Here is an 18,857-nt window from a genome sequence, read left to right as displayed (position 1 = left end):
GTCAGGTCCGGTCAGACCAGGAAGTCCCGCGCGATGTTCGCCGCCAGGCGTTCCAGCAGCGGCCCCGCCTCCGCCATGCTGACGGCCGGGTCCGGCTCCAGCTCGGTGAGGGCGTAGGCGCGGCGGATGCCTGCCCGGCCCAGCGCCTCGGGGCGCAGGGTCAGCCGGCCGCAGACCGCGATGACCTCGATCCCACGCGCCCGCGCCGCCGCCGCGACGCCCGCGGGGGCCTTGCCGTGCAGCGTCTGCTCGTCCAGGGAGCCCTCGCCCGTGATGACGAGGGTCGCCCGGGACAGGGCCGGGGCGAAGCCCAGCACATCGAGCATGATCTCGATCCCGGGGCGGAAGCTCGCGCCGAGGCCGACCAGCGCGCCGTAGCCGATACCGCCCGCCGCGCCCGCGCCCGGCGAGAGCGCGAGATCCGCGGCCCGGGAGCCGATGGCCGACTCCAGGACCGTGGCGTAGTGGGCGAGGGCCGCGTCGAGCGTGGCGATGTCCTCCGCGCTCGCGCCCTTCTGCGCCCCGTAGACGGCGGGGGCGCCCTTGGGGCCGGTCAGCGGGTTGTCGACATCGCTGGCCAGGACGATCTCCGTGGCGGCCAGGCGGTCGTCCAGACCGGAGAGATCGGCGGTGGCGAGGTCACGCAGTCCGCCGCCGCCCGGCCCGACCGGCTGTCCGTCCGCGTCCAGGAAGCGTGCGCCGAGCGCCGTGAGCATCCCCGCGCCGCCGTCGGTCGTGGCGCTTCCACCGACGCCGAAGACAATGCTCCGCGCGCCCGCGTCGAGCGCGGCACGCAGCAGTTCGCCGGAGCCGTACGTCGTCGCCGTCAGCGGCGCGAAGACCCCTTCGGGCAGGCACTGGAGGCCCGATGCCTCCGCCATCTCGACGACGGCCGTACCGTCCCGCAGGGCGTACGCCGCGGTCAGTTCGTCCCCGAGCGGGCCGGTGACCCGTACCTCACGGCGCTCGAAACCGGCGGCCACGGCGGCCGCCACGGTGCCGTCGCCACCGTCCGCGACCGGCAGCGTCTCGACAGTCACCGCGGGGGCGACCCGGTGCAGCCCTGCCGTGACCCGTTCGGCGACCTGCACGGCCGTGAGTGACCCCTTGAACTTGTCCGCCGCGACCAGTACGCGCGCGGCTTCCGTTGCTGCTCCGTCCGTCACTGTGCATCCCTCTGCTCTCGAACAGATAGTCGCGCCGACCCGACCCTATCCGTACAGATGACCCACTGCCCATGATCGGTCTCCGGATTGCGCGGGCCCCGGCCCGCGACCTCTTAGGCTTCGGGTGTGACGGAAACAGATGCGCAAACCGATACCGACTACGCCGCGTACATCGCCGGCCTCCCCCGTGTGCTGGCCGGCGCCGCCATGCTCTTCAGGGACGCCCGGGGCCACGTACTGATCGTCGAGCCCAATTACCGGGAGGGCTGGGCCCTGCCGGGCGGGACCATCGAGTCCGACGACGGTGAGACCCCGCGTGAGGGTGCCCGCCGGGAGACCCTTGAGGAGATCGGCCTGAACATCGAGCCGGGGCCGCTGCTGGCGGTCGACTGGGTCCCGGGCACGGCCCGGCCGCCGATCGCCGCGTATCTGTACGACGGCGGGGTACTGGGCGAGGACCAGCTGGCGGCGATCCGGCTCCAGGAGGAGGAACTGCTGTCGTGGCGGTTGCTCGACCCCGCCGAGCTCTCCTCGTATCTGCCGGGATCGCTCGGGCTCCGGGTGCGGGCGGCGCTCGACGCGCTGGAGTCCGGCACGGGCGCGGTGGAACTGGAGAACGGCGTGCGACCGCGGTAGTCCCATGGCTGTCCCCGGTGGCGCGGTCCGATCGGCTCGTTTCGGCGAAAGTTGACCTTCACGTTCCTTGAACGACGACAATCGCCGCCATGGACGGCATCACACTCAGCGCCACACAGGGCCTCACGAAACTCCTGAGCATCGGCGACTTCGCGCGACGCGTCGGTCTCGCGCCGAGCGCTCTGCGCTTCTACGACGACTGCGGAGTTCTTCCGCCCGCGCGGGTCGACGAGGCGACCGGCTACCGCTACTACAACCCCGACCAGACCACGCGGGCAGGGCTGTTGCGGAGTCTGCGGGCGGCGGGGCTCACGCTGGCCGACGTCAGCACCGTGCTCGACGGTGATCAGGAGGAGGCCCGCGCCGTACTGGAACGGCACCGCAGTGCCGTACGGGACCAGCAGCGGGCCGCCGATGCCACGATCGCCGCGGTTCTGGGATCTCTCTCCCCCACCGGCCCCTACACGGGCCGGCGCTCGGATTCCGACGCAGGCGCAGGTGCTGGTGCTGGTGCCGGTGCCGGTGCTGGTGCCGGTGCCGGTGCTGGTGCCGGTGAAAGTGAAGGTGACGGTGGCCTTGCAGCGAGTACGCCTTCGACGCGTGTACGGCTCGGTGGCGCGGAGTTGGCCAGTGCCCTGCGCCAGGTCGTACCGGCCGTCGGTCGTGACCCGGAGCACCCGGTCCTCGGGTGCGTTCTCATCGAGATCGGTGACGGCGAGATCCGGCTGGTGGCCACCGACCGCTACCGGATGTCGATACGCGTCCTGAGGCCGGTGATCGCGGTGGACGGGCCCGACCGCCAACTGCTCGTGGAGGCGGACGCCCTGGCCGAGATCGGGGCCTGGGCCGCGCGGTGTGTCGCGGTGACGATCGAGGCCGGCCCGGCGGGGGCCAGGGTCCTCGATACGGGCGGGTCCGGATCACGTGATCTGCCGTCGGCCGAGGGGCGGTTCCCCGCCTATCGCGAGATGCTGTCCGCCGCGGCCGAGCCTCGGCACCGTCTGATCGTGGACCGGTCGGCTCTTCTGGATGCCGTCGAGAACTGCTGCGACACGTCCGGCGACGCACCGCACGGCACACCCGCGATCGCCCTGCGACTCGGCGAGGACAAGGTCACGGTCTCCCTGCCCGACGATTCCAACGCCGTTATCCTGCACGCCACTTGCCTGGGTGACCTGCCGGTCCGTATCGGCTTCGACCCCGCCGTCCTCGCTCCGGCCCTCGAAGCGAGCGTCGGCCCGGACGTCCTGCTGGAGATCGCGGCGGTGACCGAACCGGTCGTGGTGCGCTCGGCGGACCAGGGAAGCTTCAGCACCCTGGTCATGCCCGTCAGCCTCACCGCTCCGGACAACTGACGCCCGCTCGCGGCGACTGACGGGTCATCCAGGGCGGCATTTTGATGACCCGTCAGGGGCAACTTCACGTTCATTCCGCGTTGGTCCGCCGTGCATGCCCGCCCAGGATCATCCTGGAGATTCGTCCAGGATCCCGGAGGAAGCATGCCAAGGCAGAATCGCGGCCGAACGACGGCCCTGTTCACGTCCGTTGTCCTCGTTTCGACCGTCCTGGCCGGAGCGGGCGCGGCCCAGGCGCAGATCCGTACGCAGCCCCTGACCGGGACGCAGACCGAAACGCACGCCAAGGCTCAGGATCGTACCCAGGCCCGGACCGTGGACGCGGCGGGCCGGGCGACGCGGCAACTGCCCGCCCTGCCCAAGACCGTCGACGGTGGCACCTGGCCGTCCGGTCATCTCCAGGGCACGGCCGTCGACCGCCGCAAGGGCTACATGTACTTCTCCTTCACCGACCTCCTGGTGAAGACCGATCTGCGCGGCAAGCCCGTCGGCTCCGTCACCGGTTTCACCGGGCACCTCGGCGACCTGGACTTCAACGAGCAGGACGGCCGCGTCTACGGATCCCTTGAGTACAAGGCCGCGAAGTCCTTCTACATCGCCGTGTTCGACGGGGACCGCGTCAACCGCATGAACATGGACGCCGAGTCCGCCGGCGTGGTCTCCACCGTCCACCTGAAGGAGGTCGCGAAGGACTACACGGCCGACATGAACGGGGACGGTGTCTTCGACGGCGACACCGCCAACACCCCTGACCACCGGTACGGATGCAGCGGCATCGACGGAGTCTCCTTCGGTCCCGCGCTGGACCGCCAGGGCGGCTCCAAGCTCACCGTCGCGTACGGGGTCTACGCCAACACCGGCCGCGAGGACAACGACAACCAGGTCCTGCTCCAGTACGACGTGCGGCAGTGGAAGAAGTACGAGAAGCCACTGTCCGAGGACGCCCCGCACACCTCAGGACCGGCCTCGCCCGACGGCAAGTACTTCGCGTACACCGGCAACACCACCTACGGCGTGCAGAACCTGGAGTACGACGCGCACACCGGCAACTGGCTGATGGCCGCGTACAAGGGCAAGAAGACCCGGTTCCCGAACTACTCCCTCTTCGTCCTCGACGGCTCGAAGCGCGCCACGTGGGGCACCGTGCGCGGTCAGGCGAAGCCCGAGCGCGGCCGGATCCTGTCGCTCCTGCCCCGTGGGCTGCACGACACGGCGTCCGGTGTGTACGGCTGGGAGTCGGCCGGGCAGTACGGGCTGGTCTCGCTCGACGACGGCCGCTACTACGTCGCGTCGATCGGCACGGTCGAGGTCGACGGGGTCACCCGGCAGACCGGCCGCGCGGTCCTGAACCGCTGGACGGGCCTGACCCCCAACCCCTTCGCGCCGGTGACGCGTTCCTGATCGGCGTGTGTGAACGGGGGTCGTCGTGAACGGGGGTCGTCGAATCCGGCCCCCTCGTGTCAGAAGAGAGTGGCCGGGGCCGGGACAGTGGCGGGGCCGTGCGCTCCGCCGCCCGCGGCTCCGTCCGCTCCCTCGAAGGCCAGGAGCCGCTGCTTGCGGTCGAGTCCGCCGCCGTAGCCGATGAGGCTGCCGGTCGAACCGATCACCCGGTGGCAGGGCACGACGATGCTGATCGGGTTCTTGCCGTTGGCCAGTCCGACCGCGCGCGAGGCGGCCGGTTTGCCGAGGGCGTCGGCCAGTTCACCGTACGACCGTGTCTCGCCGTACGGAATCCGCTGGAGCTGAGCCCAGACGTCGCGCTGGAACGGCGTGCCGTTCAGCCGTAGCGGCAGATCGAACTCTCTGAGCTCACCGTCGAAGTACGCGGCGAGCTGGCCGAGTGTCTCGGTGAACGGCCGGGGGTCCGGGACACCGAAGGTCTCCTCCAGCGGGCGGTGGCGCTGCTCGGCCATGTAGAGGCCGCTCAGTACACCGTCGGTCGCGACGAGGGTCAGTGGTCCGTACGGGCTGTCGGTCACGGTGTGCACGATGTGGTCGGCGTACTGCTGAGTCATGACGAACTTCCTTACTTCGGGAGGTGGTTGATGGCGTGGTCATCGGTGGCCCACAGATACTGGACGGCGTACGCACGCCAGGGCCGCCAGGCGGCTGCGCGGGCCGTGAGCGCGGCCGGGGTGGACGGCAGGCCGAGTCCCGCGGCGGCCCGGCGCACGCCGAGGTCGGTCGGCACGAACGCGTCCGGGTCGCCGAGCCCGCGCATCGCGATCACCTCGACCGTCCACGGCCCGAACCCGGGCAGGGCGATGAGCTGCTCCCGCGCCCGCTCCCAGTCGCTGTCGGGGCCGAGCCGGATCGACCCGTCGGCGAGGGCGGCGACGAGCGTGGTGAGGGTGGTGCGCCGACTGCGCGGCAGGGCCAGCGCGTCCGGGTCGAGCGCGGCGAGCGCCTCGGAGGACGGGAAGAGGTGGGTGAGCCCGCCTTCGGGATCGTCGACCGGCACACCGTGCGCGGTGACCAGACGGGCCGCGTGGGTGCGGGCGGCGGCGGTGGAGACCTGCTGGCCGAGCACGGCTCGTACGGCGAACTCGGCGGCGTCGACGGTACGGGGCACCCGCCGCCCCGGGCCCTTGTCGACCAGCGGGGCCAGCGACGGGTCGACGCGCAACTGCTCGTCCACGGCGACCGGATCGGCGTCCAGGTCGAGCATCCGGCGGCAGCTGCTGATGGCGAGTGTGAGGTCGCGCGGGTCGGTGAGCGAGAGCCGGCAGGCGATGTGGTCGGGGCGCGGGGCGAGGGCGACGATGCCGTGGCCGTACGGGAGTGAGAGCGTGCGCCGGTACGCGCCGTCGCGCCACTCCTCGACGCCCGGTACGGCGGTGGCGGCGAGGTGCCCGAAGAGGTTGTCCGGGGTGAGGGGCGCGCGGAACGGCAGGCGCAGCGAGATCACTCCCGGGGTGCCGGGGCCGCCGGGTGTGCGGGCTGTGCCGGCCGTACGGGGAGCGCCGTGGCGACCGCTGGAGTCGCCACGTGAGGCGCGTGAGGCACAAGAGGTACGAGAGGTACGAGAGGTACGTGAGGCGCGTGTGCGCAGCTCGCTCGGCGACAGTGCGAAGACCTCGCGCACGGTGTCGTTGAACGCCCGGATCGAGGCGAAGCCCGCCGCGAAGGCGACCTCGGCCATCGGCAGATCAGTCGTTTCGATGAGGAGCCGGGCGGTCTGCGCCCGCTGGGCGCGGGCCAGTGCGAGCGGTCCCGCGCCCAGCTCGGCGAGCAGCTGCCGCTCGATCTGGCGGGCGGAGTAGCCGAGCCGCCCGGCCAGGCCGGGCACGCCTTCGCGGTCCACGACCCCGTCCTGGATGAGCCGCATGGCACGGGCGACGCTGTCGGCGCGGGCGTTCCACTCCGGGGAGCCGGGGCTGGTGTCCGGCCGGCACCGCTTGCAGGCCCGGAACCCGGCCTGCTGGCAGGCCGCGGCACTCGGGTAGAAGGTCATGTTCTCGGCCTTGGGCGGCACGACCGGACAGCTGGGCCGACAGTAGATGCGCGTGGTCAGGACGGCCGTGAAGAACCATCCGTCGAACCGCGCGTCCTTCGACCTGACAGCCCGCACGCAACGCTCGGTGTCGGTGTACATGCCTCAAGCATCCGGCAGGAGAGTCCTCCCGGCTGGCAAGAAAACGACATCAACCTTCGGAGGACTCTCCTGCCTCTCCCGCCTCTCCCGCCTTGCCTGCCTTGCCTGCCTTGCGACCCCGCCGACCGGTTCAGTCGGCCAGTTAAGTCGGCCGATTCAGTCGGCGAGAGCGTCCATTCCGTTCGTGAGCCTGAAGAGCCGGGAGAGTTCGGCTCTGCGACGAACCGAGAGTTTTCGGTAGACGCGGGTGAGGTGTTGCTCGACAGTGCTGACGGTGATGTAGAGGTGTCGGGCGATCTGCCGGTTGGACTTGCCTTCGGACGCCAGGACGGCAACTCGCCACTCGGCGTTGGAGAGCAGCGTTCTGTCGACGGATTCGGGGGCGGCGGCACGAGGGACGGGGGCGGTGCCGTTCAGGCTGGGCGTCCGCGCGGGCAGGAGGGGAGTCCGGTCTCCCTCGTGGTGACTGAGCTGTTGTGCCTCCTGTCGCAGGGTGTGGGCCTCCTGGGAGCGGCCGTTGTCGGCATGGCTCTGGCTGAGGTCGGCGAGGGCTCGTGCGAGGGCGAGACGGTTGTCGCACTGACGCAGGACGTCCACAGCCTGACCGAGGAGCGCCTCGCGCTGGTCCGGCGGACAAGCGGCGGCCAGCACGCGCAGGGCGTTGCCACGGCAGGTGGACGGACGGGGATCGATGGCGGCGAGCTCGCGTTCGACCATGGTGCGAGCGCGGTGTGATTTACCGAGGGCCAGATAGGCCTCGGCGGCCCCGGTGCGCCAGCCGAGGAGGTGACGCGAGGAGGAGCGCCACTGGTCGGCCATCGGAGTACAGGCGCTGAAGTCGCTGAGGGCCGCATAGGGACGGCCGGTGGCCAGGCTGTGGTAGCCGCGTGCGACGAGGTAGAACAGGCCGATGGTGGACTGGAACATCTCTTCGGGAACGGGATATTCGAGATAGGAGGCGGCTTCTTCGTGCCGCCCCATGACCGTGTAGGCATGGACCAGAGTGGAGAGCGGGGAGCCGACGACCACACCCCAGCCGTGGTGGGGAAGGTGTTCCAGAGCGCCGGTCGCGCGAGCGGCGGCAGTGCTCATGTCACCGCGCTGGATGGCGACGCGGGCGTGAATACTCAGGAAGATCGCGTGACGGGCGGGAGAGCCCTCGGCGGGAAGCTGGGCCAGCAACGCCGCGCAGAGTCTGTCGGCCAGCGCGAAATGACCGTGCTGGATCAGCTCCAGCAGCGACAGCGCGTCACGGTCCCAGAAGATCCGCCGGTCCCGGACCAGTGGTGGTAAAGCGGCCCCGTCGACCGTCTCGTCGAGCTCGGACACCAGGGGAAGCAGGTCGCTGTGGCCGGCCGGTGCGGACAGCTGGCCGATGGACGCCCGCGCCGCGCGCTCCAGATGAGCTGCCGACATGGTGTCCATTTCCCACGAGGGCGGATCGGACTCCGGCAGTGTGCTCAGCAGGGCCGGACCGAAGTGCGCCACCACCGCCCGGGTCGCTGCGAGTTGTTCCCTGTCGCCCGGACTCCGCGGATCGGAGAGCTTCTCCAGATGCGTGATCGCCTCGCCGGCCTCCTTCGTCCGGCCGAACCACAACAGCCACGAGATGAGTCCGTGGATGTCCCCTGCGTCGAGCGCCCCCGAACGCATCGCGGACATCAGCCGGCTCGCCTCCGGCTCCGCCGCCGCGGGGTTGACGCACCACAGCGCGCCGACCAGAGCCCGGATGATCTCCACCCGCCGTGGTTCGTCCAACTCGGCCCGGTCCGCGAGTCGCAGGCACCGCAGTGCGGCGTCCGCCTTCCCCTCCCCGAGGAGCTGCCGGGACGCCCGCAGCAGTACGGCGACCTCCGTGTCGTCCAGCACCCCGTTCCCGGCCACGAGATGGTCCGCCACCGTGGTGACGGGCGCGCCCTCCGCCCGGAGTACCCCCGCCGCGCGCGAGTGGAGCCTGGCGCACTCGGGCGCGCCCATCACGGCCCTGCGGGCGGCCGGATTCCGGAACCAGCCCCCCTCCAGCAACCCCGCCGACTCCAGCTCGGCGATCTCCGCGGCGACCCGCTCCGGGCAGCGGTCCAGGAGCTGCCCGATTCTGACCGGGGTGTGCGACCGGTCGAGCACGGCCAATGCCCGTACACAGGACATCAGATGGGGATGGCGCAGCAGCCTGCCCATGTACGACCGCTCGAACGCCTCGCTCACCACGACGCCCCCGCCAACGGCCGCGCCATGCTCGGGGGCTGTCCTCAGGGACGTCTTGTGGTCGCGTACCAGCGCGTGTACGAGAGCGGGGTTGCCGCCGCTGACCTGGTGAACGCCGGCGTACGTTTCCTCCGCCGCCTCGGCGCCGAGCTGACGCTCCAGCAGCAACCGCACCTCCGCTTCGGACAGCAGGGGGATGTCCCTGATGCGGCAGCCCGGTACGCCGAGGAAATCGGATCGCTCCGGTGTGCCCTCCGCCGGCGCCTCCGTCTGACCGGACGTCATGACGATGACGATGCCGCTGCTCTGGGCGCGCCGGGCCAGGTGCAACAGGCAGACCTGGGACAGCGCGTCCGCGTACCGCACATCGTCGACCGCGATGACCAGGGGTTTTTCCCGCGCCACGGCTTCCAGGACCGAGGTCAGGTCCCGCAGCCGGCCGACATGGTCGCTGTCGGACGCTTCCCGCGGCACGCCGTGCTCCCACAGCCGGGCCACCGCCGCGCGCGCCTCCTCGGGTATTCCGGAGGAATATGTCAGTTGCTCTATCGTGGCGAAGGGAACACTGCGCTCGTTACGGAAACCGGTGGCAGCCAGAAACAGTGCGCCGGACTCCGCGGCGTGTTCCCTGAATCTCCGTAGCAGAGTCGTCTTCCCCGTACCCGGACCCCCGTGCAGGGCGATCACGCAGCCCTGATGAGGTCCGACTTCCCTCACAAGCGCGCCAAATTCAGCCACATAATCCTGTCGGCGGCTCGCCCAGCTCATCGTCTCACCTCTGCACTCAGGGAAAGGGGTTCCCGAAACTCAGGAACGCAGAATCAGCGCCATCTATCGCTTCAGTAATCCAGTGTAATCAGCTGAGTGCGGGCTGTCTTGGGTGCGTCGGTGAACTCACCGGACCTCTCCCGCACGCCTTTACCACCCGGGCGACCAGGCTTTCCCCAGTCATTCGGCAGCACCCGAAGAGCCCTGGATCCAATCCGGCACAGGAGCACAGATATGCGCCATCTTGCAGTTCGGGTCGCCGTGGCGCGCACCACTCCAACCAGTCGAAACCACGGTCACCGAAGAAGAACCGCTCTCCCGTGAGAACAACCGATGAATGTTTTGTGAGTAATCGAGCAACAGGGGCTCGATTTAGCGATGGAGTGACCTGGTAAGCCCCCTTCCGCCCATCGCGCGGAAGATTCGGCCGCACGGCTACGTTTTGCCGGAAAAATTCCACCACACCCTCCAATGGTACGTACCATGACTCTGGTGAAATCCAGCCAATGCCTTATCAGTTCGCAAACGCGGCGTCATGACCGCGATGTCATGACAACAGTCGTCGCCCGCCGCGGGAACCGCGACGGGCGACGATCCCGTCACCGGCCGGGGCCGGGCGGACGGGAGTTCAATACCGTGTGATGTGCCGTTCGCGACCCCCTCCGGGGTCGCGTGTCACCACGACACCGGGAGGGTGGTCGGGCCGCGTACGACGGCCTCGGCGGGCCGCCATCGCAGGGCGGCCGGGGGCACGGTCAAGGACAGCTCCGGGGCCGCCCTGACCAGTTCTTCCAGCGCGACGCGGAGCTGGAGCCCGGCCAGCCGGGCACCGAGACACACATGCGGCCCATGGCCGAACGTGAGGTGTCTCGCCACGTCGGCCCCGACGTCGAGGACTTCCGGGTCCGGGTTCTCGGCCGCGTCGAAGTTGGCATGCAGCAGGGACACCAGCACCCCCTCCCCCGCCGCGATCCGCTCCCCGCCGAGCTCGACATCCCGCACTGCCACGCGCGTGAAACTGATCGGGACGACGGGCGCGTACCGCAGGAGCACCTCCACCGCGCCGGGGATCAGCTCCGGACGGCGCACCAATTCCCGCCACTGCCGGGGGTGTTCCAGCAGGGCGAGCGCCGCGAGTCCGATCTGGCCGATCGTGGTCTCGTACCCCGCGTTGAGCAGCAGTTCGACGAGGGCGAGCAACTCCCGTTCGTCCAGGGCCCCGTCCTGCTCCTCGGCGAGGACCAGTCTGCCGAGCAGGTGTCCGCCGGGGTCATGCCTGGCCAGGTCCACCAGGGAGACGAAGTACGCGCGCAGTTCGTCTCTGGCCGATTCCGATTCCTCCGGTGAGCAGGGGGTGATGCCGTGCGCGCGGTCGGCCAAGTGGGAGAAGCGGTCACGTTCTGCCTCGGGGACACCCAGCACCTCGCAGATCGTCGCCGACGACAGCGGCATCGCGTAACCGGATACGAGGTCGATCCCACGCCTGTCCTTCAGCAGGCCGCGGGCCGTTCGCCGGATCGAGTCCTCCTGGGCGGCGACGGCATGGGGAGCGAAGGCACGGTTGACCAGCTTGCGCAGCCTGCCGTGCGCGGGCGGATCGAGGCTGGTGAGCGCCGCCGGATCCGCCCGCAGGGGATGGATCGCCGGCGCCGACTCGGCGACGGCCATGGCCCGGCTGAACCGGGAGTCGGTGAGCACCTGACGCCCGAGTTCGAACCGGGTGACAAGCCAGAGATCGTCACCCGTGGGCGCGCGGACCCGTACCACGTCCGGCACCGGATGCCGTGGGAGATAAGGCAGCATGGGGCCGCGCTGGGTCGCGGTGGCGTGCGCCGTACGCGCGGCCACCGGACATGTGCCGGGGGTGCTCGGGGGCGTGCCCCCGGAGGTCGTCCGGGGGCCGCTACCGGGAGCGGTCAGGGATGGTGACGGCTCCTGCGCGTCGGTCGTCATCTGGCCGGGCCTGTCATTTGACCCCGACGACCATGTACTCGGGCCCGTCGAGGTGGCTGACGGTGATGTCCCGGAAGCCCGCCTCGGTCAGCCAGCCCCGGCACTCGGCACCGGTGTAGCCGAGGCCCCCGGCGGAGACCAGCGAGACGTTGAGGCTGGTCAGCATGGAGGTGGTGTTGGTCCGGCGGTCGTCGTCGATGAGCGACTCGTAGATGAGCAGCGAACCGCCGGACGGCAGGGCGTCGTACGCCTTCCGGATGAGCATCTGCTTGATGTCCAGGTTCCAGTCGTGCAGCACATGGCCCATGACGATGACGTCGCCGGTCGGCAGCGGATCGGTGAAGAAGTCACCGCCGGCGAAGTCGGCCCGGCCCGTGATACCCGCCTGGCCGAGGTGGGTCGTGAAGCGGGCGTTCACGGCGGGCAGGTCGAAACCGATGCCGTGCAGGTGCTCGTGGGCGCCGAGTACCTGGGCGAGCAACGCGCCCTCCGAGCAGCCCACGTCCACGACCGTGCGCACCGGCTTCCAGTCGAACGCGGTGGCGATGGCCTGATTCGCGCCCATGCTGTAGCCGGTCATGGCCCGGACGAAACCCGTGACCTGGTCAGGGGTGGCGAACGCTTCGCCGAAGGTGTCGCTGTTGGCGTCGGCCTCCACCAGGGTGCCGTCGCCCGCCGTACCGCCGTCGCCACCGCCCGATTCGGCGAGGGCTCCGGAGAAGTCGAGACGGTCTCCGCTGCGCAGCCCTTCCGTGATCCGTGACCACCAGCCGAATCCGGAGTTCAGGAAGGCCAGATAGCCGGACACATCGGTGGCGGGCTTGTTCGGGTTGAGATATTCCCCGGCCACCGGGGAGTTGTGGTAGAGCCCGTCCCTGCGCTCCAGCATTCCCAGCGAGACCAGACTGTTCAGGAAGTCGGGAGCGCCCCGGCCTTTGATCCCGAGCAGCTCGCACAACTCCTCGCCCGTACGGGGCTGTTCGGACAGCTCGGCGAATACGCCGAGTTCTACCGCGCTCAGCAGTACTTTCGACTTCCAGAAGGCGGTGGCGATGGAGATGATGGTGTGGGGCGATCCGACATCATTCCGCGGCGCGGTCATGCTGATTCCTCTCGTGAAACAACAGGTACATCACACAAGGTCGAGATCGTGATAGATGGCGTCACCGATGGAGAGCATCCGCTCCTGGTGTTCGTCCTGCGACGCCTTGCCGTTGAGGTGCACGGCGGCCACCACCGAGGCGTCCGGGTCGGCGAAGGCCACGGACGTCCACAGTCCGTAGTGCCCGAAGGTGCGGCGCGAGGCGTAGCGGCTGAAGGCCGTGTACGCCTCGCCGAGGTGGTGTGACTCCAGCCGGAACCCCAGTCCCCAGTCGGCGTTGCCGAAGGGATCGGTGAGGCCGACCCGGTGACGGGCCGTCATCGCCATGACGGTCTGCGGCCGGAGGATCCGGCCGCCCGGTCCCTGCCCGCCGGCCAGCAGTGTTTCGAAGAAGCGGCCGAGATCCCGGACCGGGCCGCGCATGTTGAGCCCTGGAATGGGCCGGGTGCACGAGGCTTCCGTGGCGTACCACTGGGTCGGTTCGGCCGGGAAGACTCCTCCCGTGATGTGGATCAGCGGGAGCAGCCGGGCCTCCTCCTGGTACTCCTCGGGGGTGAGCACCATCCGGGTGCCGGTCATCGCGCAGGGGGCCAGTACTTCTTCGGTCAGGTAACGCTCGTAACTCCGGCCGTCGACCGCCTGGACGATGTCCGCCAGCAGGAACCAGGCCCACCAGGGCGCGTAGTTGATCCTTGTCCCGGCTTCGGCGTCCGGGGGGATCCTCATGGTGCGCAGTTGTTCCCGGCGGAGTTCGACGTCCGCGGCGAAGGTGCCGTGCAGCGGGTCCAGCGCCATGGGAACCGCGCTGGTGTGAGTCAGCAGCTGGTAGAGGGTGATCTTCTCCCGGCCCTCGCCCTCGAACCAGGGGAGGTACTCGGCGACGGGACGCAGCGGATCCACCAGCCCCCGCTCCCAGAGCTGCCCGACGGCCACCGCCCCGACCGCCTTGGAGCAGCAGTACCAGATCGGCGACGACCCGCGGGTGAAGGGGACGTGGGGCCGGGATTCGCCGAGGGCCACGGACACGGCGGTACGTGTCGGGGCGTGCGACACGTACACCTGCGCGCCGGGAGTGGTACGGCCGAGTTCGGCTCGCAGGGCCGCCATGGTCCGGGGCAGCGCGTCCTGTGCCGCCTGTATCTCCGCCGTCTCGTCCCGCGGTGCGGCGGAGGTACGGGCGGCCGCGGGGCGTTCCCGCCACGCGGGCGCCGGGAGCGGTCCGTCCGGCAGGCCGGTGGTCCGGGCCCGTACTGCCGCCAGCGCGCCCGACACATCCTGCTGGAGGATCCGGTCGAGCAGGAAGACGAACAGGAACGCGCCTTCCAGCCGGAGGCCGCCGTGTTCGAACAGGCGCGTCCGGTGTGTCTGGTCCCCGAACAGCAGGGTGCGGGCGTCCGCGTGGGTGAGCGTGAAGGCGAGGGCGGGCCGTCCGGCCTGGTGGCCTGCCGAGAACCGGAGGGCGCCGGTGGTGAGGTCGACGAGGATGCCGAGCGCGCCGGCGGTGCCCGCGGGCGCGTCCGTGACGGTCAGCTCGACCCGGATGGCGGAGGTCTCGTCGGCCGGGAGCACGGCGAACGCGGAGTTGGCGCGGGCGAGCCACTCCGGCGAGAACAGCCCGTACCGGGTGGGGGCGGCGGGGGCGGACAGGTCCGTCCCGGCGGGGGCCGTCCCCATCAGTACCTCTTGGCCACGGTGAAGCGCACTTTGGAGGTGCTGGTGAGGCTCTCGTCGGCCGCCTTCAGGGTGTCCAGTACCGCGTACACGGCCCCGACGGCTTCCTCGCGCTTGTCGTCGGGAACGGTCTCCCAGAACTGGCGCCCGGCGGTCGACCACACCCACCGCCACCACTGCTCCGCGTCGACGAAGTGGGTGACGCAGTCCTCCTCGACCGTCTCGGCCTCGGCGAAACCGGCCTCGCCGAGCATCGCGTGGAAGGCGTCGACCGAGCGGAACGGGCTCTCCTCGGGCAGGGTGTGCGAGGAGGGACCCCGGCCGTACGGGGCGCTCGCGGCGAACACCGGGTCCCACCGCGGGTCCGGCCGTCCCCACCACGACACCGCGAACTGCCCTCCCGGCTTGAGCAGTTCGCGGTAGCGGGCCGCGGCGACCTCCGGGCGGGGGAAGAAGAACAGACAGATCCCGGCGAAGACGGCGTCGAACGAGCCCGGTGCGGTGGGTATGCCGTCCAGGGCGACGGTCTCAGCGTCGCCGACGACGGCCCGCGCCTGGCGCAGTCCCTGCCGGGCGGCCTCCTCCTGGGCCCGTGCCACCATCCCGGCGGACAGGTCGACGCCGATGACCTCGCCGTCGGGTCCCGCCGCCCGCGCGGCGGGGACGAGCACGGCGCCGGTGCCGCACCCGACGTCCAGCACCCGCTGCCCGGCCGTGACCTTGGCGTGGCCGACCAGCCGGCGGCCGAGGTCGTTGAAGTGCTCCACCCCGACCCGCTCGTAGTCCGGCGCGCTGCGGTCGAAGAGCAGGGCCAGTGCCGCCTTCCGCTCGGCTTCCCCGTCGTGCGCGATGCCACTCACCGTGTGTCCTCCTCGTGTTGCGTACCGGTGCTGACTCGTACCGGTCCTCCGGTCGCCGCCGATGTGTAGACGGCGGTCACGACGGCCACCGCCTGCCGTCCGGCGTCCGCGTCCGCCAGCGGGGGCCGGCCCTCCCGTACGGCGTCGAGGAAGTCCAGGAGCTGGTCGCGGTGCGGCTGGTACAGCAGGCCGATCCGGTCCCTGGTCTCGTCGCGTTTCTGGGAGGGCGCGTGCTCGGCGGCCTGGTTGTCGTTGCCGAACGCCCCGTAGGCGGGCGCTCGTTCACCCTCGCGTGCGGCGTGGAAGTACTCCAGTTCGTCGTTGTCGATGACCACCGAGCCCCGGTCGCCGTGCACCGAGATCCGGGCGGTGCGGCCCGGATAGGCGGCGGTGGTGGCGAGCAGCACGCCGAGCGCGCCGTTCGCGAACCTGAGGCTGGCGGTGGCCACGTCCTCCACCTCGATGTCGCCGTGGGCGAGCAGGGCGGTGTGCGCGGCCACCTCCACCACCGGTCCGGCCAGCCACTGGGCCAGGTCCACCGCGTGGACGCCCTGGTTCATCAGGGCCCCTCCCCCGTCCAGGAAGCGGGTGCCGCGCCAGGTGCCCGAGGTGTAGTAGGACTGCTCGCGCCACCAGGGCAGTTCGATCACGACGGAGGTGATGCGTCCCAGCTCCCCGGCCTCGATCGCCGTCCGGGCGAGGCGGGCCGCCGGATCGAAGCGGCGCTGGGAGATCACGCCGAGCGTTCCGCCCTCCTGCCGTGCGACGGAGATCAGCCGGTCGGCGGCGGCCGGTGACACGTCGATGGGCTTCTCGACGAGCAGGTGTTTGCCCGCGCGCAGCACGGCCGCTCCGAATTCGGCGTGTGTTCCGCTCGGTGTGCAGAGCAGGACGGCGTCCACGTCCGCGGATGCGAGCAGTTCGGGTACGCCGAGGGGGTCGCAGCCGAGTTCGGCGGCCAGTTCCCGGGTTCGTGCCCGGTCCCGGCCGGCGACGGCGGTCAGCCGGGCCCGCCCACCCAGCTCGGGGTCCTCCCGGGTGAGGAGCCGCCCCAGGAAACCGCCGATGGACCCGCAGCCGATGATCCCGAACCTCAGCGCCACGGGATCACCCGACCGGGACAATGGCGTTGCCCAGGTAGTTCGGCAGCGCGGTGAGACGACGCTCCTGGTCGTCCAGGTCCGCCGGGTAGCTCTCCCGGTACTGCTGGGTCACCCGCTGGATCTCCTGCCAACTCGCGGGCACCACACCGCCGTTGTGCTGGGGGGCGAGCTGGTCGTAGAGGCTGGTCCCGGGCCGCAGGAACAGCTGGTTGATGCCGAACCACGCGGGGATGCCCCCCGCCCAGTCGACCAGCCAGTCCGACATGCAGGCGTCGTCGTCGGGGAGTCCGAGGAGGATGAACGCGAACGGGGTGATCCCGGCGTCCTTGAGCTTGAGCACGGCGTCACGGATCTGCTGTTCGGTGACCCGCTTGTGGACGCCCGTGCCCGCCACGGCGGGCGACTCGGCGCCCAGCCACATGCCTTGGCAGCCCGCCTTGGCCCACTCGGTGACATCGTTCTTCAGCACGATCTCGGCCCGGGTCTGGCCGACCCAGCCGACACCCTGGCCGCGCAGACGCCGGCAGATGTCCGTGTAGAAGGTCTTGTTGATCCCGAAGACGTAGTCCAGGAAGAACTGGAATTCCAGGCCGATCGCCTGCTGGGCCTCCACCTCGGCGATCACCCGGTCGACGGGCTGGACCCGCATGCGGTTGCCGAACGGCAGGTGGCAGAAGGTGCAGCCGTACGTGCAGCCGCGGGCGGCCAGCACCATTCCGCAGGGGCCGGGCTGGGGCAGGCCGTCGACGATGACCTCGGCCGTGTACTCCCGCATGGGCGCCAGGTCGTACGCGGGGAGCGCGAACTCCTCCAGGGGGATGTTCGGGTAGGGCTTCAGGCGGTCCCCGACGATGGGGAGCGACGAGGGGGACACGGCCATGGTGTCGGCGGACAGGACCGGCGCCGTCACGCCCGCGCCCAGGCTGCGGACGGCCTGGACGGCCGCCGAGTCCGCCTCACCGATCGCGACGTGCTGGACATCGAGGTCGAGCCTGGTCGCGTGCGGAAGGTGGGTGCCGTGCGGCCCGATGGCGACGGTACGGGCGTTCGGGAAGCGGGCCTTCGCGGTGTCCGCGGCGATCCTGATCGGACCCAGGTCCAGCGGGTAGCACTGGGCCCGGTCGGCGATGGCGGAGGAGATCAGCAGGATGTCGGGCTCGTCCCCGACGGGGGGCGCGTCCTGCAACCGCTGGTCCCAGATGCTGACTTCATGGCCTTCGGCGCGCAACTGGCCTGCGGCCATAAGGATGTCCAGGGGGACCTGGATGAAGTACTGGTCGAATTTGTTGCTGGGGATCACCAGGCAGACTCGGCTCATGGCACATGACCTCACAGACGGGCGGAAGGGGTGGCGGGTGAATGTGCCGTGGGGAGCGGCGCTTCGCGAGCGCGGGCTACCTCGGCCAGACGGCTGATGCGGGAGATGGGCCGCAGGTCGATCCCGGGCGGGCCGGGTTCGGTGAGCAGGGCGCCCATGGACCATCGCAGCGCGTTGTCCATCGGGGAATCGTGGAAGAACCATTCGCGCCGGAGGTCGGGTCCTTCGACGGAGAGCCGGTGCGTGTTGCGTTCCAGCGCGGTGCCGCCGGGCAGTGTCACGGGATCCAGCTCAAGGGTGAAGCGGACCGGACCGGCGGTGATCTCGACCAGCCGCTGTCTGCTCTCCGTGCCCCCGTGGGGCGGGGCCATCCATTTCGGCGAAGGCACCAGCGGATGGGCGTCGGGGCCCACGATGGTGGAGTACAGCTCGATGGTGAGATCGTCGACCGTGGTGGTCTCATGGGCGGCGGTGCTGGTCAGTTCCCGGTCGACCGCCACCCGGACGTCGTGCTTGGACGGGTCGGTGAGCAGGTACCGGTCGTACGTCCCGGTCGGCAGCACACCGCTCACCAGGGCGAGCATGTGCAGCCATTCGTAACCGAAGACGCCGTAGTCGTGGTCCACGAACCGGCCGGCCGCGATGTCCTCCCTGCGGTCCTTGCCGAATCCGACCCGGACGCCGCTCACCGGATACCCGGGCGCGAGCTCGTCCTTCATCGCGCGCAGGACGGGGACGGCCTGGGCGTGCCGGTACTGGTTCATCACCACCAGGCGGGACCGCTCGTACCGGCGCAGCAGCGCGGCGAGGACGGGGCCCTCCCCGGACCGGCAGACCGGCTTCTCCACCAGCAGCCGCGCCGCCGGATCCCTGTCGAGCACCTCGGCCACGGTCCGCAGGTGCGTGGCGGTCGGCGAGCACACCGACCACACGTCGACCGGGGCGTCATGGGGTACGTCCGCTATGCGGCGGTACTTGGGCGCCTCGGTGGGCTGCGCGTCCGCCGGGAGCACCTCGGTGACGGGGTCCACGACGGTGACGGTGAACCCGAGGCGGCTCAGCAGCCGTTCGTGCAGTCGGCCGGCGACCCCGTGGCCGACCACGCACACGTGTGTCCTGGACATG

Annotated in this window: 14 protein-coding genes; 3 read left to right on the top strand and 11 right to left on the bottom strand. The window is 70.5% G+C overall.

The window, feature by feature from the left end; all coding sequences use genetic code 11:
- Positions 1-11: 11 nt before the first annotated feature.
- On the bottom strand, positions 12-1,166 hold the full coding sequence (locus tag ACIQD6_RS05740) for a glycerate kinase (protein WP_401878510.1): 1,155 nt from the start codon (positions 1,164-1,166) through the stop codon (positions 12-14).
- A gap of 126 nt (positions 1,167-1,292) precedes the next feature.
- On the opposite strand from ACIQD6_RS05740, the gene ACIQD6_RS05735 reads away from it, so the two are divergent.
- From ACIQD6_RS05735 to ACIQD6_RS05725, 3 genes are all read left to right on the top strand, one after another.
- Positions 1,293-1,802 carry an NUDIX domain-containing protein gene (locus tag ACIQD6_RS05735; protein WP_401878507.1) on the top strand — a complete coding sequence of 170 codons (510 nt, stop codon included), beginning with the start codon at positions 1,293-1,295 and terminating at the stop codon, positions 1,800-1,802.
- A gap of 89 nt (positions 1,803-1,891) precedes the next feature.
- A complete protein-coding gene (locus ACIQD6_RS05730; RefSeq protein ID WP_401878505.1) occupies positions 1,892-3,157 on the top strand; it encodes a MerR family transcriptional regulator in 1,266 nt (421 codons plus the stop codon).
- Positions 3,158-3,301: 144 nt separating this feature from the next.
- Positions 3,302-4,558: a hypothetical protein gene (locus tag ACIQD6_RS05725; protein WP_401878503.1), complete on the top strand. Its 1,257-nt coding sequence runs from the start codon at positions 3,302-3,304 to the stop codon at positions 4,556-4,558.
- A 59-nt stretch (positions 4,559-4,617) separates the two neighbouring features.
- Here the strand turns inward: ACIQD6_RS05725 and ACIQD6_RS05720 are convergent, their stop codons facing one another.
- From ACIQD6_RS05720 to ACIQD6_RS05675, 10 genes are all read right to left on the bottom strand, one after another.
- Positions 4,618-5,172, bottom strand: a complete 555-nt coding sequence (locus tag ACIQD6_RS05720; protein WP_401878501.1) for a methylated-DNA--[protein]-cysteine S-methyltransferase — start codon at positions 5,170-5,172, stop codon at positions 4,618-4,620.
- Positions 5,173-5,183: 11 nt separating this feature from the next.
- A complete protein-coding gene (locus ACIQD6_RS05715; RefSeq protein ID WP_401878498.1) occupies positions 5,184-6,752 on the bottom strand; it encodes an AlkA N-terminal domain-containing protein in 1,569 nt (522 codons plus the stop codon).
- A 156-nt stretch (positions 6,753-6,908) separates the two neighbouring features.
- On the bottom strand, positions 6,909-9,725 hold the full coding sequence (locus ACIQD6_RS05710; protein WP_401878495.1) for an AAA family ATPase: 2,817 nt from the start codon (positions 9,723-9,725) through the stop codon (positions 6,909-6,911).
- 675 nt (positions 9,726-10,400) lie between these two features.
- Complete coding sequence (locus ACIQD6_RS05705; RefSeq protein WP_401878493.1) at positions 10,401-11,573, bottom strand: cytochrome P450; 1,173 nt, start codon at positions 11,571-11,573, stop codon at positions 10,401-10,403.
- Between the two features lie 118 nt (positions 11,574-11,691).
- Positions 11,692-12,780 (bottom strand): methyltransferase, encoded by a 1,089-nt coding sequence (locus ACIQD6_RS05700; RefSeq protein WP_401878490.1) that lies wholly within the window; start codon positions 12,778-12,780, stop codon positions 11,692-11,694.
- A 30-nt stretch (positions 12,781-12,810) separates the two neighbouring features.
- Positions 12,811-14,454 (bottom strand): serine hydrolase domain-containing protein, encoded by a 1,644-nt coding sequence (locus tag ACIQD6_RS05695; RefSeq protein ID WP_401878488.1) that lies wholly within the window; start codon positions 14,452-14,454, stop codon positions 12,811-12,813.
- The gene (locus tag ACIQD6_RS05690; RefSeq protein ID WP_401878485.1) at positions 14,454-15,311 is read right to left on the bottom strand and encodes a class I SAM-dependent methyltransferase; all 858 of its coding nucleotides are present in this window, start codon (positions 15,309-15,311) and stop codon (positions 14,454-14,456) included. The genes ACIQD6_RS05695 and ACIQD6_RS05690 overlap by 1 nt, the downstream gene beginning before the upstream one ends.
- Positions 15,308-16,414: a Gfo/Idh/MocA family protein gene (locus ACIQD6_RS05685; protein WP_401878482.1), complete on the bottom strand. Its 1,107-nt coding sequence runs from the start codon at positions 16,412-16,414 to the stop codon at positions 15,308-15,310. Before ACIQD6_RS05685 ends, ACIQD6_RS05690 begins: the two co-directional genes overlap by 4 nt.
- Positions 16,415-16,418: 4 nt before the next feature.
- Positions 16,419-17,732 carry a B12-binding domain-containing radical SAM protein gene (locus tag ACIQD6_RS05680; protein WP_401878480.1) on the bottom strand — a complete coding sequence of 438 codons (1,314 nt, stop codon included), beginning with the start codon at positions 17,730-17,732 and terminating at the stop codon, positions 16,419-16,421.
- Between the two features lie 11 nt (positions 17,733-17,743).
- Entirely contained in the window at positions 17,744-18,856 is a 1,113-nt protein-coding gene (locus tag ACIQD6_RS05675) for a Gfo/Idh/MocA family oxidoreductase (protein WP_401878478.1), read from the bottom strand.
- Position 18,857: the final 1 nt, after the last annotated feature.

Origin of the sequence: Streptomyces sp. NPDC088400, assembly GCF_044753355.1 — a bacterium.
Taxonomy (GTDB): domain Bacteria; phylum Actinomycetota; class Actinomycetes; order Streptomycetales; family Streptomycetaceae; genus Streptomyces.
This window is presented reverse-complemented; position numbering and strand designations above follow the sequence as displayed.